We start from the raw sequence: 22,121 nt of genomic DNA, 5'->3' as shown, positions 1-22,121 counted from the left end.
CTATGCGGAAGGTGTGTGGCCGTTCACGTGGCCGGTACCCGTGCCCGAGATGCGGGGGAGCAACTGGGCGAGGAGGAGGGTCGACAGCGCGGAGTCCGCCTGGCCCTGCTGCGTCCGTACGACCAGCGGCTGGGGGGCGTTCTCCGCGAGTTTGGCGCCCACGTCGAGGCGCTTGCGGGCCAGCTCGTACTGCAGCACGGCCCGGTTGTCCCGGTACGACTCGGCCAGCCGGCGCAGCGCCTTGGCCTCGTTCTCGGCGGCGGTCAGCTCGGCCCGGCCGCGCGCCTCGATCTCCCACGTCACCCGCTGCGCCTCGGTCTCCTGCTCCTCCAGCATGCGCGCCACGTCCTTGCGCGCCTTGTTGTGGGCGGCCTTGACCTCGACGACGCGGGCGTCACGGGTCTTCTTGGAGCGCTCGATCTCCATCAGCAGGGTGTCGATACGGCGCTTGCGGGTCAGCTCCCACTCGCGCTCGTAGGCCGAGAGCTCCTTGGCCACCTTCTCGCGGGTGGCCAGATGCTGCTGGTACTGGTCGGGCAGCTGGACGTCGGGGATGTTCGCGCCCGTGATGCGCACGCCGTACCGGCCGAGCTGGCGGTTGAGCGCGTCCTGCATGTCGCCGACGTCGGAGCCGCGCAGGTCGTACGCGCGCTCGGTGTTGACCCTGCGGCTACGTTGCCTGATCGCGTCCTGGACCGCGCTGGAGAGCACCAGGTCGAAGTTGCCGGCGCCGATCGTGCGGACGAACGCGACCGGGTCCACGATGCGGAACTTGAGGAAGAACTCGATCGACTTCAGCGGCACGTTCTCGGCGGTCGGGCAGGCCACGATCGGCGCCGAGTACGGGATCTCGGTGGAGGTGTCGACGACCGCGTCCACCCGGTCCCACGGCAGCCAGAGGTAGTGGCGGCCCGGCGGGAGGACGCCGGTGATGGCGCCCCAGCGGCTGCGTACGCCGGTGGTGCCCTCCTCGATCTCGATGATGGCCTTGCGCCACATCGTGACCAGCGCCACGGCCAGGAAGAACAGCGCCGCCAGCGCGGCGATGACGGTGAGGTCCGTCAGGATCGCCATCCCGGCGAAGTAGACCGCCAGGAACACCAGCGCCATCCACGCGAAGCCGCGCCGGTCCTTGGGGATCACGACGGGCACGAGCTGGCCCTGCTCGCCGCCGCGCAGCAGCTGACGGATGTCGCTCCAGGAGGCCAGCGACTCCTTGATCTTGGAGAACTCGCGTGTCATGTCAGATCTCCCCCTTCCCGGGCAGCAGGCGTTCGACGGTCCGCTCCAGCTCCGCGTCCGGCTCCGGCGGGGCCTGGGGCTCGCTCACGTCGGCGGCGGCCTTCTTGAGCAGGGCGGCGATCTCGTGCTCGCGGCCGCGTACCCGCTCGCCGATGTCGTCGAGCCTGGCGCGGATCGCGGCCATGTCGTCGGCGGAGAACAGCGCGGCGCCCTTGCCGCCCACGAGCTGCTGTGCCAGGGCCAGGAAGTCGATGTCGGTCTGCTCGCCCACCTGCACCACCTGCGGCAGCCTGGTGGCGACCGACTCCAGCTTGTTCAGCAGGTCCTGCTGGAAGCGGTAGTCGAGGATCTCGGGCGCCTCGGCGGCCGACAGCGCCCGGATGTCCAGCGCCTGCGCCTCCAGGAGCGCGGCGTTGGCGTTGGCCGTGGACTCGGCCTCGACCAGGCGCTGCCTGGCCTGTGCGGTGGCCTGGTGGCTGGCGCGTTCGAGCGCGGTGTCCATGCGGGCCTGGTAGCCGGCGATCTCCGCCTGGATGGCGCTCAGCGTCTCCTGCAGCCCGGCCAGCTCCTTGACCAGGTCGCCCTCGTTCTGCTCCTTGCGCAGCTGGAGCTCGTACTCGTAGGTGTAGGCCTCCTTGGCGACGCGGACCATCTCGGGGGCGGCCAGGTCCATCCGGTACTCCTGGCTGGACGGCTCGGCGTGCGTGATGTTCACGTCGGTGAGCCGTACGGCGGGCAGGAACTGCTGGTTGAGGCTGTCCAGCATGCCGACCGTGCTCTCGCCGACCAGGTCGTAGATCTCCTCGGCCCGCTGGGCGTAGATGAGGGAGCGGGTGACCTCGCTGATGGCGTTCTGGAGCTTGGACTGGAAGCCGCTGACCGAGCCGAGCACGAAGATGAACTCCGCCGGGTTCTCGATCCTGAACTGCAGGAACAGGTCCACGCTCGCCTTGACGCCCTGCTGGGTCGGGGCCTCGCTGATCGGGGCGTTGAACGGGTACTCGCGGGTGGTGTTGACGATGTAGCTGACCCGCTTCCACGGGTTGAACAGCGTCACCCGGCCCGGGTCCGCGATGTGCACCAGCTTGCCGAACTTGGTGATCAGCGCCTTGCAGCCCTCGGGCACCATCACCACGCTGCGCCGCCACCACAGGAACGCGGCCGCCAGGACCAGCACCACCCAGTAGTGCGGCCCGAAGATGAGATCGGTGTTGGGGATGACGTTGCCGAGCGCGCCGATCAGGCCGAGCACCACCAGGATGCCCAGCGGCACGATCACCTTCGCGGTGGTGCCCTTGGGGATCACCACGGGTGAGATGACGTGCATGCCGTTCTCGGTGAAGCTGCGGTTGACGATCTCGCCGGCCTCGTTCAGCGACGCCGTTCTGGCCTCGATGACGGTGCCGACGGACACGCCGCCGTCACGGGCCGCGGCGAAGTCGTGCGGGTTCAGCGCGAAGCCCCGGGCCTGGCCGGCCAGCTGCCCGGCCTGGTCGACGAACTGGCCCACTGCCTGCCCCATCGCCTGCCGTACGTCACCCCCTTGGGCAACCGCTTGGGCCATGCCCTGCCCTGCCTGGATCAGTGCCTCTCTGGGTCGTGACATCGAACCTTCCTTTTCCACTACAGGCGAATCCGACCGTATCGGGTGTGACTTACTGTTCGCTTGCAACGGGATGTCATATGTCTTCTGCTTCTCGTAGTAGGTATGCTATTGGTGTAGTAGTCCTACTATCTGAAGAGGCGATGAGCGCAAAGCGGCACGCCGTCAGCGGGAGATGCTGCGTCAGCTGAGAAGATGTGCGTCGATGAGTGAGACCGTCTACAACCGCATCGCGCTGCTGCGCGCCGAACGCGGCGTCACCCGCAGGCAGCTCTCCGACGCTCTGGGCGTGCACTACCAGACCGTCGGCTACCTGGAGCGCGGCGAATACAGCCCGAGCCTCCACCTGGCGCTGCGGATAGCGGAGTACTTCGAGGTGCCGGTGGAGGTCGTCTTCTCCACCACCCCGTTCCCGCGCATAGGCGAGCGCTCGGCCTGACCTTTACCCCTTCCCCTGCGGGTGACGTTTCTGTCGGTGGGGCGGCCTACAGTGGCAACATGCGACCGGTCACAGATTTGCAGCGGAAGGTGGCGCCGTTCGAAGTCGTCACCGAGATGACTCCCTCCGGCGACCAGCCGACGGCCATCGCCGAGCTGGAGCGCCGCGTCAAGGCCGGGGAGAAGGACAGCGTGCTGCTGGGCGCCACCGGCACCGGCAAGACGGCCTCCATCGCGTGGCTCATCGAGCGGCTGCAGCGGCCCGCCCTGGTCATGCAGCCCAACAAGACGCTCGCCGCGCAGTTCGCCAACGAGCTGCGGGAGATGCTGCCCAACAACGCGGTCGAATATTTCGTTTCTTATTACGATTATTACCAGCCGGAGGCGTACGTCCCGCAGAGCGACACGTACATCGAGAAGGACTCCTCGATCAACGACGAGGTCGAGCGGCTGCGCCACTCGGCGACCAACTCGCTGCTCACCCGCCGTGACACCATCGTGGTCGCCTCCGTGTCGTGCATCTACGGCCTGGGCACGCCGCAGGAATACGTCGACCGCATGGCCAGGCTCCGCGTCGGCATGGACATCGACCGCGACCAGCTCCTGCGCCGCCTGGTCGACATGCAGTACACGCGTAACGACCTGGCCTTCACGCGGGGCACGTTCCGGGTTCGGGGCGACACGATCGAGATCATCCCGAAGTACGAAGAGCTGGCCGTGCGCATCGAGATGTTCGGCGACGAGATCGAGAAGCTCTCGACCATGCATCCGCTGACCGGCGAGGTCATCACGGAGGACGAGGAGCTCTACATCTTCCCCGCCTCCCACTACGTCGCGGGCGAGGCGCGCATGGCCGCCGCCGTGGCGGGCATCGAGGCGGAGCTCGCCGGGCGGCTGGAGGAGCTGGAGCGCCAGGGCAAGCTGCTGGAGGCGCAGCGGCTGCGGATGCGCACGACGTACGACATCGAGATGATGCGGCAGATCGGCACCTGTTCCGGCATCGAGAACTACTCGCGCCACATGGACGGGCGCGAGCCCGGCAGCGCGCCCAACACGCTGCTCGACTACTTCCCCGAGGACTTCCTCCTCGTCCTCGACGAGTCCCACCAGACCGTGCCGCAGATCGGCGCCATGTACGAAGGCGACGCCTCGCGCAAGCGCACGCTGGTCGACCACGGGTTCCGGTTGCCGTCGGCGCTCGACAACCGGCCGCTGAAGTGGGAGGAGTTCCTCGAGCGCATCGGGCAGACGGTCTACCTGTCGGCCACGCCGGGGCCGTACGAGCTGGGGCGGGTCAAGGGCGAGGTCGTCGAGCAGGTCATCCGCCCGACCGGCCTGGTCGACCCCGAGATCGTGGTCAAGCCGACCAAGGGGCAGATCGACGACCTGGTCCACGAGATCCGCGAGCGGGCCGAGCGCGACGAGCGCGTGCTGGTCACGACGCTGACCAAGAAGATGGCCGAAGACCTGACCGACTACCTCCTGGAGCTCGGCATCCGGGTGCGCTACCTGCACAGCGAGGTCGACACGCTGCGCCGCATCGAGCTGCTGCGGGAGCTGCGCACGGGCGAGTTCGACGTGCTCGTCGGCATCAACCTGCTCCGCGAGGGCCTCGACCTGCCCGAGGTGTCGCTGGTGGCCATCCTCGACGCCGACAAGGAGGGCTTCCTGCGCTCGGAGACGTCGCTGATCCAGACCATCGGCCGCGCCGCCCGTAACGTGTCCGGCCAGGTCCACATGTACGCCGACAAGGTCACGCCCTCCATGGAGCGGGCGATCGACGAGACCAACCGGCGGCGGGCCAAGCAGATCGCCTACAACCAGGCCAACGGCATCGACCCGCAGCCGCTGCGCAAGAAGATCGCCGACATCCTCGACTCGCTGCAGCGCGAGGACGCCGACACCGACCGCCTGCTCGGCGGCGGCCGGCAGCAGTCGCGCGGCAAGGCCCCGGTGCCCGGCTTCGGTCCCCGGCAGGCCGGCCAGCACGCCAAGGCGATCGCGGGCGAGATGCCGCGGGCGCAGATGGAGTCCCTGATCGAGTCGCTGACCGAGCAGATGCACCAGTCGGCCGCCGACCTGCAGTTCGAGGTGGCGGCCCGGTTGCGCGACGAGATCAAGGAGCTCAAGCGCGAGCTGCGCGACATGCGCGAGGCGGGGGTGAAGTGACGCCGGGCGCGTGACGCCGAAGGTCAGCAGAGGGTCTCAAGCAGGTGGCGGCTCACCGTTCCAGTGGTCTTTCGCGGCGTCGCCAGCCGAGATAGCCGCCATCGAGGGTGCCGGCGTCGTAGCCGTGTTCGCTCAGGATGCGTACGGCCTCTGAGGACACCGCGCAGTACGGCCCGCCGCAGTACGCCACGATCCGCGCCTGTCCTGGCAGCTCGTCCAGGCGTTCGCGCAGCTCTGCCAGGGGCAGTGAGATCGCCCCTGGCAGGTGCCCCGCCGCGTAGTCGGTGGCGGGGCGCACGTCCACGACCACCGTGCCGGGATCGGTCAGACGGGAGGCCAGCTCGTCTGCGGTCACGCCATCCAGAGAGCCGAGTCGCGCCCGTACGGTCTCGCGCAGATCGGCCAGCCGCTCGTCCGCGAACTCCTGCAGTTCTCCCAGGAAGCGCGACACCCGCTCGTCCGCCAGCCGGTAGTAGACCCTGGTGCCCTCTTTCCTGCTGGTCACCAGGCGGGCGGCACGCAGGTGCTGGAGCTGGGCCGACGTGTTCTTGAGCGCGACTCCCGCCGCGTGGGCCAGTTCCTCGACCGTGCTCTCACGCTGGTCGAGCACGTCCAGCAGGCGCAACCGCACCGGGCTGGCCAGGGCCTTGCCGACACGGGCCAGCTGCTGGTAGATCGGCTCCTCCGGGAACTCGGACATCAGACCATGTACTGGTCGTGGCGCAGATACAGCTCCGTCCACTCCTCGGGGGTGAGCTCGCGGCCGGTGCCGGCGATGTCGGCGAGCTCCTCGAAGTACGCCTCGCGGGGCGCGCCGGGGGTAAAGAGGATCAGCATCGAGGCGGGTTCGCCCGATTCGTTGCGGAAGGCGTGCACGCCGCCCTCGGGCACGTACAGGAAGTCGCCGGGCCTGGCGTCGGTCCACTTCTCGCCGTTGTAGAGCCGGATGGTGCCGGACAGCACGTAGAACGATTCGGTCATCGTGCGGTGGAAGTGCGCGCCAGGGCCGCCCGGGCGCGGGCCCATCTCCCATCGGTACAGGCCGAACGCGCCGTTCGTCGAGCCGCCCGTGCCGAGGTAGTGCACCTGCGTGCCGCTGGCCATCGACAGGTCGGGCGGGGTGTCGACCGTGCGCAGGACGCCGCTGTGTTCGCCGGACTCTCCCAGGTAACGAGGCTCGGGGTAGGACATGCCATCTCCTCTTAAACTCTAAGGAATTTTAGAATATCCCTCGCGGCATTCGCGTGGCAACACGCGGGCCGCGGGACGACCGGCCTCGGCTAGGGAAGGAGGGTGGCCAGGGTGCGGACGAAGGCTTCGGGGTTGTCGAGCATGATGTTGTGCCCCGACTCCGGGATCGCGGCGACCTGGACGCCGCTCGCCCGCAGGCCCTCGGCGTCCCTGGGCGGGTCGCTCTCCGGATGGAGGAAGGCGCGGGGGATGGGGAGCGTCTTGAGGATTTCGCGCATGGTGGGCGTGGTGCCGGCGGCCAGGCTGACCGCCGTGCGGTGGAGTCCGCGCAGGTCCGCGAGCCGCATCGTCGACCACCAGTGGGGGCCCACGCGGTCGCGTACCTCCTTCCACCCCTGCGACACGAACTCCTCCTCGGTGTAGCTCGCGATCCCGCTGCTGCCCGGCTGGACGACGGAGGGCGGATACGGGTCGAGGTTGGCGTCCACGAGGACCAGGTTCGCGACCAGCTCCGGATGGCGTGCGGCCAGGACGATCGCCACCGCGCCGCCCATGCTGTGGGCGATCATCGACGATCCGGCGACCCCGGCCTTGCGCAACGCCTCGGCCAGGGTGTCGGAGTGGGCCTCGAGGGTGTAGGGGAAGTCGCCCGGCCGGTCACTGATGCCGAAGCCGAGCAGGTCGATCAGGAGGGAACGCTTCCGGGGGAGGAGCGGGTGGGTGGCGACCTCCGCGTAGTAGGGGGCCGAGGTGGCGCCGAGCCCGTGAACGTAGACCCGCGCCGGATCGGCCCCTGGCAGCTCGACCCAGCGTATGCGGGCGCCGTTGGGGTGAACGATGGCATCGTGCATGGGGTCTCCTCCACATCGACTCGCTTGAGCACTTCAAGACAGCGGACCCTACCCCGAGGAGCCGTGAGCTTGCCGTCCCACCTCCTCCGACGTCCGTTCTTCAGCCGTGCTCCCCGGCCGTGGCAGCCCGGACTCCCCGAGGCGATCCCGGTCCCGCGACCAGGCCTGAAGAGGTCTAGAGGAGCCCGTACTCGATGGCTGTGGCGGCGGAGGCCGCGGCCTGCATGGCCGCGGCGGCGGCCAGCGCCACGGCGAGCATGACGACGAACCTGATGGCAGCACGCATGTGAGTCCCCTGTCGATCGGCGGTTTCCATCATCTCTTCGACGTCGGGCGGAGAGTGGATGACTGCTCGCCGAATTCCGCGACCGGGCAAGGCCGTCGCGCGGCGCGATCACGGGGTCAGCCCGGCCTCCTTGCGGAGGAGGGCGGCGAGGGAGTCCGGGTCCGCGGTCGGGACGCCCTTGGCGGCGAACCAGGTGGCGACGTTGTTCGCATCCCGATCGAGGAAGGACGGGCCGGTCGGGTGCGCGATCACGTCCACGATCTGCGGCAGGTCGATGATCACCAGCCTCCCGTCATGGACCAGCAGGTTGTACGGCGACAGGTCGCCATGGGCCAGCCCCTCCCTGGCCAGCGTGACCATGGCCGCCACGAGCTGCTCCCATAGATCGTCCAGGCCCTCGGACACCTGGGCCAGCCGCGGCGCCGCGTACCCGTCGTCCGTCCCGATGAACTCCTGCAGGATCTCGGTCTCGACGATCTGCACCGGGTACGGCACGGGAACCCCCAGCTCCCACAGCCGGCACAGGGCCGAGAACTCGGCCACCGCCCACTGGGCGGCGATCACCTGCTTGCCGAACGCCGTGCGGTTGGCCATGGCGCGGTTCATGCGGCTCTCGCGGGTCCTGCGGCCCTCCAGGTAGCCGGAGTCGCGGTGGAAGAGCCGGTGGTCGGAAGAACGGTAGCGCTTGGCGGCCAGCAGGCAGACCCGGTCCGTGCCGGGCACGCCCCGGGAGATCAGGTGGACGTCGGCTTCCTTGCCGGTCTTGAGCACGCCGTACTCGGTGTCGACGGCGGCCAGCTCGGTGACCAGCCAGCCGGGGTACGGCCTGGGCCCCTTCTCCGTCGGTGTGCTCTGGTCCCAGGTGGACCAGCGGTCACCCTCGGGCGGCCCGTCGTCGGTCTCGGGGGTGTTCTCCAGCCACTCGATGTCGTCGGCGTCGAGGGCGTTCTTGCCACGGGTGCGGTGTTGCGAGTGCTTCGGCACGGTGGGATTGCTCCAGGTGTGAGCCCACCGGTGCGCCGATCAGATCAGTGGCGGACGCCCGGTGGGAGGGAATGGGGACGCGGAAAACGGCACGCGAACAGTCGTCATCACGGTCTCATCCTCCCTTCGCGCCAAGGCTCAGCGATCAACGCGCCTGAGTATGCCGGGGCCGCGCGAGGGCCCGCAACCCATTTATGGCCCGGCGTAAATGCGGTGCGGCGGCCCCGGCCTGGCTTGTACGGTGCGGGACATGCGACGTTGCCCTGAATGCGACCACTGGGAGCCCGCCGGCGCCCATGGATGCGCGCGGTGCGCGGGACTGGTGGACGAGATCGTCGAGGAGGGCTGGCGGGAGTTCCTGGAGCGTGAGTTCGGCACGTCCCGGCCGGCCGACGAGCGCGTCATCGCCGAGATGGTCGCCGACGAGCCCGACAAGCACCCGTGGCGCGTGGTGGACGCCGCCTACGACCGGCTGACCTGCCCCGAATGCGGCGGCCGGCTCAGCCGGGGCCCGGCCGGGTGCGTCCCCTGCGATCTGGCGAACGGCTTCCGCTACTCCGCCATCGAGATCGACCGCCCCGCCGTTCCGCCGGGCAACGAGCACGCGCTGCGGGTGAACGTGGCCGTGACGCGCAGGCCGTACGGGAAAGGGATCTCGGAGTCCGAGGTGCTGCTGCGGCGGCTGTCGCTGCCCATCCTCCTCGAGGGCCGCCTCCCCACCATAGCCCAGGCCCAGGCCACCAAGGCCCTGGCCAACAGCGGCGCCACGGAGGCGGAGCTCGCCGCGCTCATCTACAGCGAGTGGGGAGATTACTGACCGCTGCGAGGCGGCCATTCCAGATAGAGGTCGATGTCCACCTCGAACCCGATGTCGGTCCGAAGCCGCTTGTGATGGATGCCAGTGGGAACGTAGGCCTTGACTGCCGGCTCGAGCTCGAATGTGTACACCACTGGCAGGCCGCCTTCCTTTTCCACGCGCCAGAAGTACCTGATGCCGGCATTCGAGTATTTGATTGGTTTGGTGGTCCGGTCTCTCTCCAGCGACTCGGCTGATGTCACTTCGACCACCAGATGCACGTCCTCCGGTTTATAGGAGGTTGTCTCATCGCCGATCGCAGACCTTCTGACCAGGAGGACATCCGGTTCGGGCCGCTGGCGCAGTCCGAGAGTCACCGTCATCTCGCGAACGACTGCGAGATCCTCCGGAGGATTGAGTTGATTCTCGAACAGGCGAACCGCATACATATGGAAGGCGGTCTGCGGCGACATCATGATGAGCGACCCATCGATCAGTTCGACGTGCCGGGGCGCGTCGGGGGGAAGGTGATCGAGCATGTCGGCGGTCCAGCCGCCGGGTGGGCCGGGGTAGAACCACTCAGGAAAGGCCGTGGTCATCGAGCTGCCTCCTCAGTGATCTTACGCGGCGCATCCATTGTGCCACGTTCTGTAGTCTTCAAGGGGAGTCTTTGCGTTCCTCCATCGAGCGGCGGTAGAGCTCGTCGATCTGGTCCAGCGGGTCAGGGGCGTGCCGGCGGGCCTCGATCTCCAGATCGGTGCGTGAGCTGAGGTCGGCGATGCCCGTGGCCGTGTGCCGGACCTGGTCGCCCAGGAGGTCGGCGCGGATGCGGGCGCACATGGCCGTCAGCTTGGCCTGGTGCTCCCTGAGCCGGCCGAGCGTGGCGTGGTCGACGTACGGCGACATGCGGCGCTGCTGGGCGTACATGCCGAGCTGGCCGTCGTGGACGTCCGCCTGCGCCGACAGGTCGGCCATGAGGCGGGGCAGGTCGCCGAGGCCCCAGCCCTGGCGTTGGGCGTGCTCGACGGCCTGGCGGGTGAGGGACACCTCGCGGCGCAGGTCGAGCCGGAGGCGCTCGACCTCGGCGGCGTCGCCCGTGCCCATGGCGTTGACCTGCGTGGTGAGCCGCGTCGTGGCCTGCTTGGCCTTGACCGCCGCCTTCCTGCCGAGCTTGACCAGGAGATAGATGCCCGCGCCTCCCAGCAGCAGGAGGAACATCAGGATCACCAGTACGACGACAACCAACTCGCTGATCTTCGTCACCCCCCGTCGGTGTTGATGATTTGAGGATAGTGCGCCGGGGCGGGTATGGCGCGACGACGTACCAAGCAAGCACTTGATTGGAGTGGTCGGGCTGTGCTTCAGTGCTCAGGGAGGAGGGCGAGGGAGATGCCGTACGCGGACGTGGGTGGAGATATCCGGCTCTTCTACACCGATGACGGGGAAGGGCCGCCGTTGCTGCTCGTCCACGGGTGGGGCGCCGACTCCCACCAGTGGTCCTGGCACATCGACGCGCTGGCCGCCGCCCACCGGGTGGTCGCCGTCGACCTGCGCGGGCACGGCTACTCGTCCGTCCCGGATGACGGCAACACCCCGCGCATGATGGCCGAGGACCTGAGCGTTCTCCTGGGCATCCTCGGCGTCCCCCAGGTGGTCGCCGTCGGGCACTCGATGGGCGCCCAGGTCGTGTCCATCCTCGCCGTCGAGCACCCCGAGCTCGTGCGCGGCCTCGTCGCCGTCGATCCCGGCTACGGCATGACGGACAGGGTCGCCTCCCGCTTCCCGAAGACGATCGCGGGCCTGCGCGGCGAGCACCCCCACGCCGCTGCCGAGCGGATCGACAAGTGGTGCACGAACGCCGGCACGCCCCCGGTCATCAGGCGCTGGCACAAGCGCAGGCTGTACGGCATGCCGCCGCACGTGCTGGCGCAGGCGTTCGAGGCCATGTTCACGGCTCCCGACGCCATCGGCGTACGCCCGGCCAGCGACGACTACCTGGCGCGCAGGCGCTGCCCCGTGCTGTCGATCTGGTCGGACCAGGAACAGGCGAGCTGGGAGTCGGGTCTGCTCAAGGACCCCGCGTCCAAGGTCGTGTGCTGGGAGGGCGCCAGCCACCGGCTGCACGAGGAGCGCCCCGGCGAGTTCGTGGACCTGGTGGAGGAGTGGCTGGGCGCTCAGAGCTGACGGCGTGCCGCCTGCCTGCGGGCGCGGAAGCGGCGTACCCGTCTGATCGCCCACCACGCCAGCACGGCGAGCGCGAGCAGCGCGACGATCACCAGCACGGGGGCGAAGACGGCGACCACGCTCATGCCGAACGAGCCCGCGTCCTCAATCGTGCTCACCACCGGGGCGCCCACGCCCGCCGTACCGACGTTGATCATCGGACGGGCGGTGGCCTTGATCGCGTGTACGGCCAGCGCCATCACGATGCCCAGCAGCCAGCCGGCCCATGGGTGCTCGGTCATCCAGGTGGAGTGGTCCAGCTCGGCCGCGGCGCTCGTGGCGGAGAAGACCACGCCGCCAGCCGCCGGGCGGACCACGGTCTGGATGGTGTCGTTGACGCTGTCCACGGCGGGCACCTTGTCCAGGACGAACTCGGCCACCAGCAGGACGGCGATCACGGCGAGCACGCCCCAGTTGGACAGCCAGGAGTAGCCGTCGGGGAGCTTCACGGCGTCCGTGAGATTGGCCAGGACGCCCACGACCAGGAGTGGGATGTAGGCGTTCAGCCCGGCGGCCGTGGACAGCCCCAGGCCGGTCAATGCGGCGAACATGTCCCTAGTCTGCCCGCGCTGTCGCGTCCATGATGTCCGTAAGGCCGGATCCGATTCATCCCGCCGACCGGGGGGCGGTGGGTCAGCCCTTGATGGCGCCCTGCGTGATGCCGCTGACGAAGCTGCGCTGGAAGACGAGGTACACGACGACGATCGGGGCGATGACGATCAGGCAGGCCGCCGCCAGCAACGGGATGTCCGTCGTGTACTGGCCGACGAAGAGTCCCAGGCCGCTCGGAGCCGTGCGCCGGTCCGGGTCCTGCATCATGACCAGCACCAGCATGAACTGGTTCCACGACCACATGAAGTACAGCACTGACAGCGTGGTCACCGCGGGCCACGAGATGGGCAGCAGCACCCGCACCAGCACCACGAGGTCCCTGGCGCCGTCGATGCGCGCCGCCTCGACGAGTTCGTCGGGCACGTTCGAGAAGTGCGTCTGCATCCAGTACACCCCGAACGGCATGAACAGCGCCGCCTCGGCCAGGATGACGCCGAGGTAGGAGTTGGTGAGGCCGACCTCGCGCAGGTTGAAGTAGAGCGCCACCACGATGACCTCGATCGGCAGCGTCAGCCCCATCACGAACCCGAACGACAGCGTCCGGTGCCCCCACACCTTGAGTATCGCCAGCCCGTAGCCGGCGAGCGTGGCCATCGCCACCGCGAGCGGCACCACGAAGACCGCGATCAGCACGCTCGAACGCATGAGGTTCGTGAAGTTCCCCCGCTCCCACGCGAGCGCGAAGGTCTCCCACGACCACCGGTCCGGGATGCTCAGCCCGTCGAGCTGCGCGCCCGAGGGATGCAGGGCGGCCAGGACGATGCCGGCGAAGGGCACCAGCACCATGACCGCCAGCAGGACGAGGACTCCGTACCGGACACTGACACCGCCGCGCATGCTCAACTCTCATCATCCCTGGTGAAGTATCGGACGGCGCTGACGACGGCGACCACGATCACGGTCAGCACGACGGCCAGCGCGCTGGCGCCGCCGATGTCGCCCTCGTTGAAGGCCAGCCGGTAGACGAGCAGGCCGGGCACGTTGGTCTGGCCCGCCGGACCGCCGTTCGTGGTGACGAAGACGAGGTCGAAGCTGGCCAGCGCCGAGATGGTGGTGATGACGCCGGCGACCGTGATCTCCCTGCGCACCCCGGGCACGGTGACGTGCCGGAACTGCCGGAACGCCCCCGCTCCGTCGAGCCTGGCGGCTTCGTACAGGGACGGGTCGATCTTCTGCGCACCGGCCAGGAAGAGCATCATGCACAGCCCGCTCATCACCCAGGTCCCGATCAGGCCGAGCGCAACCAGCGCCAGGCCGTAGTCGCCCAGCCAGGCGCGGGTGATCGACCCGAGCCCCACCAGGTCGAGGAACTGGTTGACGACTCCGGACTCGCTGTAGAGCCACCGCCAGGTGATGCCGACGGCGACGAGCGGCAGCACCTGGGGGAGGAAGAAGACGATCCGGAAGAACGTCATTCCCCGCCGCACCTTGCCCATCAGGAGCGCCGTCATGAGCAGCCCGACGCCGATGGGGATGACCGAGAAGAAGATGATCAGCGCGAGGCTGTGCAGGATGGCCTCGTACAGCTGCGAATCACGGAAAATCTTGACGTAGTTGGACAGGCCCGCCCACTCCGCCGGCAGGATCCCGTCCCAGGTCAGGAGGGACAGGCGGAGCGTGTTCAGCGCCGGCCAGATGGCGAAGCCCAGGTACACCGCGACCGCGGGCAGCACGTACAGCCAGCCGCGCGCCCGCCGCCCCGGCCGTCGTGGCGGCGGGGCCGGCCCGTCGGTCACCCGCCCCCCGCCGCGGGCCTGAGCGGCCCGCGGCGGGGAGACAGCCGGGCTCAGATCACGAGCCATGATGTCCGTCCCACGACTCCTGCAGGGACTTCAGGAAGGCGTCGGGGGCCATCTTGCCGCTGATGAGACCCTGGATGCCCGGAGTCAGCTTGTCGATCATGCCGGGGGAGGCGAAGTCGGGGAACGGCACGATCCCGTTGCCCTGCGCCACCGGAGCGAAGGCGCTCGCGATGTCGCCGCGCAGCCCCGTGGCGCCCAGCTCGGCCTTGGTGTCGACCGGCATGAACCCGCCCTCGAACTCGATCTTCGCCGCCTCCGGCGAGCTCAGGTAGTCGAGGAAGGCCGCGGCGACGTTCGGGTTCTTGGACTTCGACGAGATGGCGTACGCCACGCTCGCCCCCGAGGCGACCTTCGCAGGCTCGCCCGACGGAGTGGGCATGAGGAAGAAGCCCACGTCGTCCTTCATCTCCGTCTCCAGCGCGGAGGCGCCCCAGTTACCGGTGATCAGGAACGCGCTCTTGCCCTTCGCGAAGCTCGCCAGCGCGTCGGGGTCCGCCGTGGCGCTCGCCCCGCTGGAGATGTAGCCCTTCTTCGCCCAGTCGGTCAGCGTCTGGGTGGCCTTCAGCGCGGCCGGGTTCTCGATCGTCGCGCCCGGCTTGCCGTACACCCACGACCGGTAGTCGTTGACGTCGCCGGTGACGTTGAGCAGCGCGTTCCAGAGGTGGAAACCGCCGACCTGGAGCGCGCCGTTGCTCAGCGGCGTCTGGCCGGCGTCCTTGGCCTTCTGCATCGCGGCCTCGAAGTCGGCCAGCGTCTTCGGCGCCTCTTTAACGATCTTCTTGTTGTAGAAGACGCCGAGCACGGAGAGCCCGCCGGGGACGGCGTACAGGCTGCCGGTCCCGAACTGCTTGGCCGACTTGTCGGAGCTGAGGACCTCGAGGCTGGCCGGCGGGAACTTGGTGGTCCAGCCGTACGCCTTGGACCACGGGCTCAGGTCGAGGATGAGGCCGGCCGGGACCAGGGAGTTCATCGCGCCCGGGTTGTACTGGGCGATGTCGGGTGCCGCGTCCCCCGACATCGCCAGTTTGATGGACTTGATGTAGTCGTTGAACGGCGTCATCTGGGGCTTGATGGTGACGTTCGGATGCTTCTGGGTGAAGCCGTCGATGAGCGCCTTGGTGGGCGGGTCGTTCGTGTAGGCCAGGGTGAGCGTCACCGGGTCGTTGGGAATGGTGGTCGATACGTCGACCTTGGTCGCCGTATTTCCGCCGGAGCCGCTGGTGCCGGCGCAGGCCGTCAGAGCGAACGCCGTCGTGACGCTGAGCGCCGCGACCGCCGCGCGCCGGGCTGGTCTCGTCATGCGTATGACCTTTCTCAATCAGGGGGGTGGCGTCGTGTCTTCAACGGCCCTCAAGGCGACCGCTTCTCACCAGGCCGAACCTGGTTCGCTCGATCTCGTCCAGCGAGTGGAGCAGCGCCCCGTGGACGACCGCGTCCTCCTGGAGCGCGGAGACCTCCAGGGCCGGCTGCTCCAACGGCTGGCCGGACAGATGCCGCCGGAGCGCCGCCAGCAGCGGCTCGCCGCATCTGGCCAGGGGCCCGCCGATGACCATGAGCCGCGGGTCGAGGATCGCCCTGATCACGGCGATGCCCTTGGCGAAGCGGCGGGCCACCACGTCGATGGCCTCCAGCGCCGCCGGGCTGCCGTCGACGACGGCGTCCAGCACGGCCTCGAGCGCCTGCTCTCCCGCGGCCTCGATCCGGGCCAGGAGCGCGCCGTCGCCGGCGCGTCCGGCCGCAGCCGCGGCCAGCCGCACGATCTCCGTGCCGCCGACCCGGTCCTCGAACGGGCCGAGGCCCTGCGGATGGCGGGACCCGGCGGGCTCCTCGGTGAACAGGTCGAGGAAGCCGACGTCGCCGGCGTCGTTGGAGGCGCCGCGGTAGAGCTCGCCGTTGAGCACGATCCCGGCGCCGACCCGCTCACCCCAGTGAATCATCACCAGCGAGTCCTCGCGCTGTTCGGCGTCCCGCCACCGCTCGCCCTGTGTGGCCAGCTTGACGTCGTTGTCCAGGTAGACCGGGCAGCCGAGCGTCTCCTTCAGCCGGCGCGCGAGGAGGTCGCCGGTCAGGCCGGGCATGCTCGGGATGAGCTTGATGACCCCGCAGGAGGGGTCGACGATGCCGGGGGTGCCCACCGAGGCGAACCAGAGGTCGCCGGTCGTGATGCCGGCCCTGCGCAACGCCCGGTCCACCGTGGACAGGAGCGTCTCCACCACCTGCTCGCCGCCGCGACCGGCGCCGAGCTGCACCATGTCGGTCACCGTGACCGTCCCGGCCAGGTCCGCCACCGCCACGCGCGCGTCCTGCGGGCTGATCGACAGGCCCAGCACGTGGCCCGCCTCCGCCCGGAAACGCACCAGTTGCGCCGGCCGGCCCGCGCGGGTGGAGTCGCGGTCGAGGGGACCGAACTCGACGAGCCCCTCGGTGGCCAGCGCGTTGAGCGAACGGGTGACCGCCTGGCGGGAGAGCCCCACGGCCTTGGCCAGGGCGGACACGCTCATGCTGGACTCGGCCCGCAGCTTCCGCAGGACGGCGGCGGTGTTGACCTCTCGCATGAACTGTGTGCCGGCGGCCACGACCTGCTCCATGCCCTCTCCCTGTCATCGGTTGCCGGTACGCTAGCATATTAATTATGGACCGTACGGAACTAATTAGTCGAGGGGTGTGACCTGCGATGTCGTCCGGTGACGGCCCACTCTGGGCGGACACTGTCCGCGGCCTGGCCCACCGCGTGCTGGGGCCCGTGGCCGAGTCGGTACGGTTCGCCGCCCGCGACGGCGGCGGGCGCGAGTACGCCTACGAGGCGGCGCGCGGCGTGCTCACCATCGCCGCGACCGACGGGGTGAGCGCCTCGGTCGCGCTCCACCACTATCTCCGTGACCGCTGCGGCGCCTCCGTGGGCTGGGACACGGTCCTGCCGCTGGGGCTGACGTCGCTGCCCGACGCCCCGCTCCGCGAAGGCTCGGCGCGGGTGCGCGAGGGCTACTACTTCAACTTCTGCACCTTCAGCTACACGATGCCGTACTGGGACTGGGCCGACTGGGAACGCGAGATCGACTGGATGGCCCTGCACGGCATCACGATGCCGCTCGCGGTCACCGGCCACGAGGCCGCGCTGCACGCCGCCTACTCCCTCCTCGGCCTCGACGACCAGCGGATCCGGAGCTTCCTGGGCGGGCCGGGCTATCTGCCGTTCCAGTTCATGGGCTGCCTGGACGGCTTCGCCGGTCCGCTGCCCTCCTCGTGGATCGAGAGCCATCGCGAGCTCGGGGCGCGCGTCCTCGACCGCGAGCGCGCCTTCGGCATGACCCCTGTGCTGCCGGCCTTCACCGGGCACGTCCCCTACGAGATCGCCTCGACGGCGCGGGCCGGCCGCCGGCACTGGCAGGGGTTCGAGACCTGGGTCCTGGACCCGGCCGACCCGCTGTACGAGCGGATCGGCGCCGAGATCGCCCGCGCCCAGATCAAGCTCTTCGGCACCGACCACGTGTACGCCGCCGACCCGTTCATCGAGATGATCCCCATCGACGCCGACCCGGCCTTCCCCGGGGCCGTGGCGGCGGCGACGCTGGCCGGCCTGCGGGCCGCCGACCCGGACGCGGTCTGGCTCATGCAGGCCTGGCCGTTCTCCTACCAGCGGGACTTCTGGACCGAGGAGCGCGTCAACGCCTTCCTCGACGCGATCCCCGACGACCGGATGATCGTGGCGGACCTGTGGGCGGAGCACGATCCGCTGTGGGGCCGCTTCCGGGAGTTCTCCGGGAAACCCTGGCTGTGGTGCGCGCTGCTCAATTTCGGCGGCCGCACCGACCCGGGCGCCGACCTGCGCGGAGTCCCGGCCGGGATCGACGCGGCCCTGGCCGCGGCGGGCCCGCCCGCCGGCCTCGGCCTGTCCATGGAGGCCACCCGCAACAACCCCGTCTTCTTCGAGCTCGTCGCGGACCAGATCTGGGACGAGGTCCCCGACCTGGACGCCTGGCTCGACGCCTTCGTGACCCGCCGCTACGGCACGGGTCACGGCACTGGGGACCGGTGGACGGACGAGCTGCGGGCGGCCTGGCGCGGGCTCCTGGACACCGTCTACGCCGCCCGGGGCGTGCGGATCGCCCCCGACCAGTTCCAGGGCGTGCTCACCACCAACCCCTCGTACGCGCGGATCCCCGACGGCGTGGCCGAGCTCCGCGACGAGGCCGCCCGCGTCCTCTGGTACGAGCCGGCCGTGCTGGCGCGGGCGTGGGAGCGGATGATCGAGGTGGCCGAGCACGATCCCGCCCTGCAGGCCGGTCCGCTGGGGCACGATCTCGTCGAGGTGGGCGTGGCCTTCATGGCCAGGGTCGCCGACCGCTATCACCTCGACGCCGTGGAGGAGTCGGTACGACTGGGAGCGGCGAGCGCGCCCGGCCTCGACCGGTTCCTGCGGGTCTTCGATGACCTGGACCGGGTGCTGGCCTGCCGCCCCGAGTACACCTTCCGGCACTGGGAGTCGAAGGCGCTGTCGTGGGCCGCCGACACCGCGGACCGCGACGTGCTGGCCGACAACGCCCGCCGCATCATCACGGTGTGGGGCACCTCGGACAGCCCCCTGCTCGACGACTACGCCGGCCGGCACTGGAGCGGGCTCGTCGGCGGCTACTACCGCGACCGCTGGGCGCTGTGGGCGAGCGGCCTCGACCGCGCGCTCGCCGCGCCCGACGCCTCCACCGCCTCCGAAGCGGAGCTGCGGGAACGGCTCCGTGAACGCGCCGAGGTGTTCCTGCGTGAGGGCCCGGCGCCGGCGCCGCGCGACCTCGGCGACCTGGCGGCGGAGTCACGCCGGCTGTTCACCGCCCACGCGAGCGCATTCGAGCCGAACGAACGATGAGGAGCACGATGGCCCAGGTGGCACCACCGACCGAACGCCGCAACCCGCGCACCGCCGGCATAGACACGCTGGAGTCGGGAGACGTCCTCCGGCTGCTGCTGGACGAGGACGCCAGGGCGGTCGAGGCCGCGCGCGCCGCGACCGGTCCGCTCGCCCGCGCGGTGGACGAGGCGCACCTCCGGCTGACCGGGGGCGGAGGCGTCCACTACTTCGGCGCCGGCGCGTCGGGGCGGCTGGCGGTGCTGGACGCCACGGAGATCACGCCGACGTTCGGGGTGGAGCGCGGGCTCTTCACCGCGCACTTCGCGGGCGGGGCCGCCGCGCTCACGGACTCGTCCGTCGACCAGGAGGACGCCGAGGAGCTCGGGGCCGCCGACGCGCAGGTCCTCGGCGAGCGCGACGTGGCGGTCGGCATCACGGCGTCCGGGTCCACCCCGTACGTGGCCGGCGCGCTGCGCGCCGCCCGGGCCGCCGGCGCGCTCACCGTGCTGATCACCTGCAACCCGCTGGCGCCCCTGCGGGAGCGGGCCGACATCCTCGTCGTCGCGGACACCGGGCCCGAGGCGCTCACCGGGTCCACGCGGCTCAAGGCAGGTACGGCGACCAAGGTGCTGCTGAACGCGTTCTCGACGGCTCTCATGATCAAGGCCGGGCGGACGTACTCGAATCTCATGGTCGGGCTGGTCGCCACCAACGCCAAGCTCCGCGAGCGGGCCGTGAGCCTGCTCGCGGAGGCGACCGGCCTCTCCAAGGAGGACTGCCGCGCCGCCCTGGAGGAGTGCGGCGGCCGGATCCCCGAGGCACTCGTGCGCCTCCTCACCGGCTGCCCGCCCGACCAGGCGCGGGCCGCGCTCGCCGCGCATCCGGGCGTCCGCGCCGCCGTCGCCGCGCTCGGCGGGCAGGCCGGATGAGCGGCGGCTTCGCGGGCGTGGACGTCGGAGGCGGGGGGATCAGGGTCCGGGTCGAGAGCGGAGGGGAGAGCGCGTACGGGGAGGACGCGGCCCCGGTGCCCCGGGACGGGGGCCGCGTGGACCTCGAACGGCTCGCCGCCCGGATCGCGGCGGTCGTCGAGGACGCGGTCCGGCCCTCGGTCCCGGCGGTCCCCGAGCGGTTCGCGGGGATGGCCGTCGGGGTGACCGGGCTGCCCGGGCTGGTCAGGGACCCTGAGACGCTCTGGCGCGCGCTGGGGGAGCGGTTCGGGCTCGGGGCGCTCGTGGTGGCGGGCGACATGGTGACCACGCACGTGGGCGCGCTCGGGTTCCAGCCGGGGGTGGTCGTCGCCGCCGGAACCGGTGTCATCACCCTCGGCACCGATCTGGACGGCGTATGGAACCAGTCCGACGGATGGGGCCACCTCCTCGGCGACCACGGCGGCGGCGCCTGGGTGGGGATGCACGGCCTCCAGGCCGCCCTGCGCGCCCACGACGGCCGGGCCGGCGGCTCACCGCCCCTGCTCGAACGCCTGACCGCCCGCTTCGGCCACCCCCTCGACCTGGTGGCGCTCGTCTACGAGTCGGCCTCGCCGGCGCACCACCTGGCGTCGTTCGCGCCGTCCGTGGCCGACGCGGCCCGTGCGGGTGACCCGGTCGCACGGGACATCTGGGCCGAGGCGGGGCGGCAGCTCGGCCAGACCGCCGTGGCCGCCGCGACCGGGCTCGACCCGGTCTTCTCCTGGGGCGGGCGCCTGTTCGACGCTGCCGACCTGCTGACGGAGCCGTTCCAGAGCACCGTACGGGCCCTGCTGCCCGGGGCCAGGTTCGCTCCGCCGCGTGGCTCTTCGGCGGACGGGGCGCTCGCCCTGGCCAGGGCCGCGGCGGGTGGTGAGGTCCGGCCGCACCACCCGTATCTGTACGTCTTCGCGGCTAGTCGGAGCCGGACAGGCGCTGAAGCCGCTCCACCGCCTCCCCGAACTCGCTGATCATGTCGTAGACCACCTCGCGGGCCGGTCTGATCTGGTCGAGCTGGCCCACCACCTGGCCCACGAAGTAGTTGACCAGCTCCAGCGCTCCCGGCTCGCCCTTCTCGGCCGCCGCCCCGATGCGGGCCATCGCGCCCTCGGCCACCAGCAGCTGCAGCGGCATCCCCAGCGGCCCCGGGCTCTCCTGGCCGGAGTCCCACTCCTCCGTCCAGGCGGACTTGAGCTGGCGGGCCGGCTTACCCGTACGGGACCTGGACCGGACCGTGTCCAGCGACGAGGCGGCCAGGAACTTCCGCTTGACCGCCGGACTCGTCTCGGCCTCCTCCGTGGTCAGCCAGACCGAGCCGCACCACACGCCCTGCGCGCCGAGCGCCATGGCCGCCGCCATCTGCCTGCCTGACGCGATGCCGCCCGCCGCCAGCACGGGGGTCGGGGCCACCGCGTCCACGACCTGCGGCACCAGCACCATCGTGGAGACCTCGCCGGTGTGCCCGCCCGCCTCGGTGCCCTGCGCCACGATGAGGTCCGCGCCCGCCGCCACCTGCCTGCGGGCGTGCTCGACCGTGCCGACCAGCGCCGCCACCGGCACGCCCGCCTCCCTGGCCTTGGCGACCATCTCGGGCGGAGGCGGCCCCAGGGCGCTGGCGATGAGCCCGATCGGGTGCTTGAGCGCCACGTCGATCAGCCCCGTCGCCCCGGTCGCCGTCACCCGCCTGCCGAGCTCGTCCGCCACCGCCGTCAGCGGCTGTACGGGGGTGCTCACGCCGTACTTGGACAGCAAATGGGTGACGAAGTCGCGGTGGCGGTCGGGGACGAAGTCCATGAGGTGCGCCTGCCGGTCGAGCGCGGAGGCGTCCAGCTTGCCGGGCACGAGCACGTCCACGCCGTACGGCCGGCCGTTCACCTGCCCGTCGATCCAGGTCAGTTCGGTGTCGAGCTGTTCGGGCGAGTACGCGATGGCGCCCAGCACGCCGAACCCGCCCGCGTTGGTGACGGCGGCCACCACGTCGCGGCAGTGGCTGAAGGCGAACAACGGGAACTCGATGCCCAGGCGCTCACAGATGGCGGTCCGCATGGTTCGACGCTATCCGGCAGAAGCTTGTTCGGTCCATCCCTGTTCACTCGGCTGCGCCGCCCCACGTCTC

21 protein-coding genes are annotated in these 22,121 nt (G+C 70.3%); 7 read left to right on the top strand and 14 right to left on the bottom strand.

The features are described 5' to 3' along the window. Both ABD830_RS04530 and ABD830_RS04525 read right to left on the bottom strand, forming a co-directional pair. Entirely contained in the window at positions 1-1,242 is a 1,242-nt protein-coding gene (locus ABD830_RS04530; protein ID WP_344985056.1) for an SPFH domain-containing protein, read from the bottom strand. Position 1,243: 1 nt separating this feature from the next. Continuing rightward, on the bottom strand, positions 1,244-2,848 hold the full coding sequence (locus ABD830_RS04525) for an SPFH domain-containing protein (RefSeq protein WP_344985055.1): 1,605 nt from the start codon (positions 2,846-2,848) through the stop codon (positions 1,244-1,246). 202 nt (positions 2,849-3,050) lie between these two features. Here ABD830_RS04525 and ABD830_RS04520 point away from each other — a divergent pair, with 202 nt between their 5' ends. Both ABD830_RS04520 and uvrB read left to right on the top strand, forming a co-directional pair. Next, entirely contained in the window at positions 3,051-3,284 is a 234-nt protein-coding gene (locus ABD830_RS04520) for a helix-turn-helix transcriptional regulator (RefSeq protein ID WP_344985054.1), read from the top strand. 59 nt (positions 3,285-3,343) lie between these two features. Further along, complete coding sequence (uvrB, locus tag ABD830_RS04515) at positions 3,344-5,452, top strand: excinuclease ABC subunit UvrB (protein WP_344985053.1); 2,109 nt, start codon at positions 3,344-3,346, stop codon at positions 5,450-5,452. 52 nt (positions 5,453-5,504) lie between these two features. On the opposite strand, the gene ABD830_RS04510 is transcribed toward uvrB, so the two are convergent. The 4 genes from ABD830_RS04510 to ABD830_RS04495 form a co-directional block, all read right to left on the bottom strand. After that, a complete protein-coding gene (locus tag ABD830_RS04510; RefSeq protein ID WP_344985052.1) occupies positions 5,505-6,152 on the bottom strand; it encodes an ArsR/SmtB family transcription factor in 648 nt (215 codons plus the stop codon). Beyond that, positions 6,152-6,643 (bottom strand): cupin domain-containing protein, encoded by a 492-nt coding sequence (locus tag ABD830_RS04505; RefSeq protein WP_344985051.1) that lies wholly within the window; start codon positions 6,641-6,643, stop codon positions 6,152-6,154. Before ABD830_RS04505 ends, ABD830_RS04510 begins: the two co-directional genes overlap by 1 nt. An 89-nt stretch (positions 6,644-6,732) precedes the next feature. Next, positions 6,733-7,494, bottom strand: a complete 762-nt coding sequence (locus ABD830_RS04500) for an alpha/beta fold hydrolase (RefSeq protein ID WP_344985050.1) — start codon at positions 7,492-7,494, stop codon at positions 6,733-6,735. A gap of 394 nt (positions 7,495-7,888) precedes the next feature. Beyond that, positions 7,889-8,764: a serine protein kinase RIO gene (locus tag ABD830_RS04495; RefSeq protein ID WP_344985048.1), complete on the bottom strand. Its 876-nt coding sequence runs from the start codon at positions 8,762-8,764 to the stop codon at positions 7,889-7,891. A 250-nt stretch (positions 8,765-9,014) separates the two neighbouring features. Between ABD830_RS04495 and ABD830_RS04490 the strand changes: the two genes are divergently transcribed. Beyond that, positions 9,015-9,581, top strand: a complete 567-nt coding sequence (locus ABD830_RS04490; protein WP_344985047.1) for a hypothetical protein — start codon at positions 9,015-9,017, stop codon at positions 9,579-9,581. On the opposite strand, the gene ABD830_RS04485 is transcribed toward ABD830_RS04490, so the two are convergent. Together ABD830_RS04485 and ABD830_RS04480 are read right to left on the bottom strand one after the other, a co-directional pair. Then, on the bottom strand, positions 9,575-10,159 hold the full coding sequence (locus tag ABD830_RS04485) for a Uma2 family endonuclease (RefSeq protein WP_344985046.1): 585 nt from the start codon (positions 10,157-10,159) through the stop codon (positions 9,575-9,577). The two genes, ABD830_RS04490 and ABD830_RS04485, sit on opposite strands and share 7 nt — an antisense overlap. Before the next feature lie 58 nt (positions 10,160-10,217). Then, complete coding sequence (locus tag ABD830_RS04480; protein ID WP_344985045.1) at positions 10,218-10,823, bottom strand: hypothetical protein; 606 nt, start codon at positions 10,821-10,823, stop codon at positions 10,218-10,220. 126 nt (positions 10,824-10,949) lie between these two features. Between ABD830_RS04480 and ABD830_RS04475 the strand changes: the two genes are divergently transcribed. Then, the gene (locus ABD830_RS04475) at positions 10,950-11,744 is read left to right on the top strand and encodes an alpha/beta fold hydrolase (protein WP_344985044.1); all 795 of its coding nucleotides are present in this window, start codon (positions 10,950-10,952) and stop codon (positions 11,742-11,744) included. On the opposite strand, the gene ABD830_RS04470 is transcribed toward ABD830_RS04475, so the two are convergent. From ABD830_RS04470 to ABD830_RS04450, 5 genes are all read right to left on the bottom strand, one after another. Next, complete coding sequence (locus tag ABD830_RS04470; protein ID WP_344985043.1) at positions 11,735-12,334, bottom strand: DUF4126 domain-containing protein; 600 nt, start codon at positions 12,332-12,334, stop codon at positions 11,735-11,737. The two genes, ABD830_RS04475 and ABD830_RS04470, sit on opposite strands and share 10 nt — an antisense overlap. A gap of 82 nt (positions 12,335-12,416) precedes the next feature. Beyond that, positions 12,417-13,232, bottom strand: a complete 816-nt coding sequence (locus tag ABD830_RS04465) for a carbohydrate ABC transporter permease (protein ID WP_344985042.1) — start codon at positions 13,230-13,232, stop codon at positions 12,417-12,419. Between the two features lie 2 nt (positions 13,233-13,234). Continuing rightward, the gene (locus ABD830_RS04460; RefSeq protein WP_344985040.1) at positions 13,235-14,197 is read right to left on the bottom strand and encodes a carbohydrate ABC transporter permease; all 963 of its coding nucleotides are present in this window, start codon (positions 14,195-14,197) and stop codon (positions 13,235-13,237) included. Then, on the bottom strand, positions 14,187-15,497 hold the full coding sequence (locus ABD830_RS04455; protein ID WP_344985038.1) for an ABC transporter substrate-binding protein: 1,311 nt from the start codon (positions 15,495-15,497) through the stop codon (positions 14,187-14,189). Before ABD830_RS04455 ends, ABD830_RS04460 begins: the two co-directional genes overlap by 11 nt. A gap of 40 nt (positions 15,498-15,537) precedes the next feature. Beyond that, entirely contained in the window at positions 15,538-16,785 is a 1,248-nt protein-coding gene (locus tag ABD830_RS04450) for an ROK family transcriptional regulator (protein WP_344985037.1), read from the bottom strand. An 86-nt stretch (positions 16,786-16,871) separates the two neighbouring features. Here ABD830_RS04450 and ABD830_RS04445 point away from each other — a divergent pair, with 86 nt between their 5' ends. Genes ABD830_RS04445 through ABD830_RS04435 form a run of 3 tightly spaced genes read left to right on the top strand, consistent with a single transcriptional unit; the run spans position 16,872 to position 20,976 of the window. Continuing rightward, on the top strand, positions 16,872-19,058 hold the full coding sequence (locus tag ABD830_RS04445; RefSeq protein WP_344985036.1) for an alpha-N-acetylglucosaminidase: 2,187 nt from the start codon (positions 16,872-16,874) through the stop codon (positions 19,056-19,058). An 8-nt stretch (positions 19,059-19,066) separates the two neighbouring features. After that, entirely contained in the window at positions 19,067-19,969 is a 903-nt protein-coding gene (locus ABD830_RS04440; protein ID WP_344985035.1) for an N-acetylmuramic acid 6-phosphate etherase, read from the top strand. Next, entirely contained in the window at positions 19,966-20,976 is a 1,011-nt protein-coding gene (locus tag ABD830_RS04435; protein WP_344985034.1) for an N-acetylglucosamine kinase, read from the top strand. The genes ABD830_RS04440 and ABD830_RS04435 overlap by 4 nt, the downstream gene beginning before the upstream one ends. Here ABD830_RS04435 and ABD830_RS04430 read toward each other — a convergent pair. Continuing rightward, a complete protein-coding gene (locus ABD830_RS04430; RefSeq protein ID WP_344985033.1) occupies positions 20,921-22,051 on the bottom strand; it encodes an NAD(P)H-dependent flavin oxidoreductase in 1,131 nt (376 codons plus the stop codon). The genes ABD830_RS04435 and ABD830_RS04430 overlap by 56 nt on opposite strands. Between the last annotated feature and the right edge of the window lie 70 nt (positions 22,052-22,121).

It is taken from the genome of Nonomuraea helvata (assembly GCF_039535785.1).
GTDB lineage: Bacteria > Actinomycetota > Actinomycetes > Streptosporangiales > Streptosporangiaceae > Nonomuraea > Nonomuraea helvata.
The sequence above is the reverse complement of the archived record's forward strand: the minus strand, read 5'-3'. Positions and strand labels throughout refer to the sequence as shown.

Bases quoted from the DNA above. Each gene is read 5' to 3' on its own strand.
- ABD830_RS04435 (WP_344985034.1), top strand. From the start codon at position 19,966: ATGAGCGGCGGCTTCGCGGGCGTGGACGTCGGAGGCGGGGGGATCAGG.
- uvrB (WP_344985053.1), top strand. From the start codon at position 3,344: ATGCGACCGGTCACAGATTTGCAGCGGAAGGTGGCGCCGTTCGAAGTC.
- ABD830_RS04530 (WP_344985056.1), bottom strand. From the start codon at position 1,242: ATGACACGCGAGTTCTCCAAGATCAAGGAGTCGCTGGCCTCCTGGAGC.
- ABD830_RS04445 (WP_344985036.1), top strand. From the start codon at position 16,872: ATGTCGTCCGGTGACGGCCCACTCTGGGCGGACACTGTCCGCGGCCTG.
- ABD830_RS04460 (WP_344985040.1), bottom strand. From the start codon at position 14,197: ATGGCTCGTGATCTGAGCCCGGCTGTCTCCCCGCCGCGGGCCGCTCAG.
- ABD830_RS04490 (WP_344985047.1), top strand. From the start codon at position 9,015: ATGCGACGTTGCCCTGAATGCGACCACTGGGAGCCCGCCGGCGCCCAT.
- ABD830_RS04440 (WP_344985035.1), top strand. From the start codon at position 19,067: ATGGCCCAGGTGGCACCACCGACCGAACGCCGCAACCCGCGCACCGCC.
- ABD830_RS04500 (WP_344985050.1), bottom strand. From the start codon at position 7,494: ATGCACGATGCCATCGTTCACCCCAACGGCGCCCGCATACGCTGGGTC.
- ABD830_RS04455 (WP_344985038.1), bottom strand. From the start codon at position 15,497: ATGACGAGACCAGCCCGGCGCGCGGCGGTCGCGGCGCTCAGCGTCACG.
- ABD830_RS04450 (WP_344985037.1), bottom strand. From the start codon at position 16,785: ATGGAGCAGGTCGTGGCCGCCGGCACACAGTTCATGCGAGAGGTCAAC.
- ABD830_RS04485 (WP_344985046.1), bottom strand. From the start codon at position 10,159: ATGACCACGGCCTTTCCTGAGTGGTTCTACCCCGGCCCACCCGGCGGC.
- ABD830_RS04505 (WP_344985051.1), bottom strand. From the start codon at position 6,643: ATGTCCTACCCCGAGCCTCGTTACCTGGGAGAGTCCGGCGAACACAGC.
- ABD830_RS04510 (WP_344985052.1), bottom strand. From the start codon at position 6,152: ATGTCCGAGTTCCCGGAGGAGCCGATCTACCAGCAGCTGGCCCGTGTC.
- ABD830_RS04475 (WP_344985044.1), top strand. From the start codon at position 10,950: ATGCCGTACGCGGACGTGGGTGGAGATATCCGGCTCTTCTACACCGAT.
- ABD830_RS04470 (WP_344985043.1), bottom strand. From the start codon at position 12,334: ATGTTCGCCGCATTGACCGGCCTGGGGCTGTCCACGGCCGCCGGGCTG.
- ABD830_RS04430 (WP_344985033.1), bottom strand. From the start codon at position 22,051: ATGCGGACCGCCATCTGTGAGCGCCTGGGCATCGAGTTCCCGTTGTTC.
- ABD830_RS04520 (WP_344985054.1), top strand. From the start codon at position 3,051: ATGAGTGAGACCGTCTACAACCGCATCGCGCTGCTGCGCGCCGAACGC.
- ABD830_RS04465 (WP_344985042.1), bottom strand. From the start codon at position 13,232: ATGCGCGGCGGTGTCAGTGTCCGGTACGGAGTCCTCGTCCTGCTGGCG.
- ABD830_RS04525 (WP_344985055.1), bottom strand. From the start codon at position 2,848: ATGTCACGACCCAGAGAGGCACTGATCCAGGCAGGGCAGGGCATGGCC.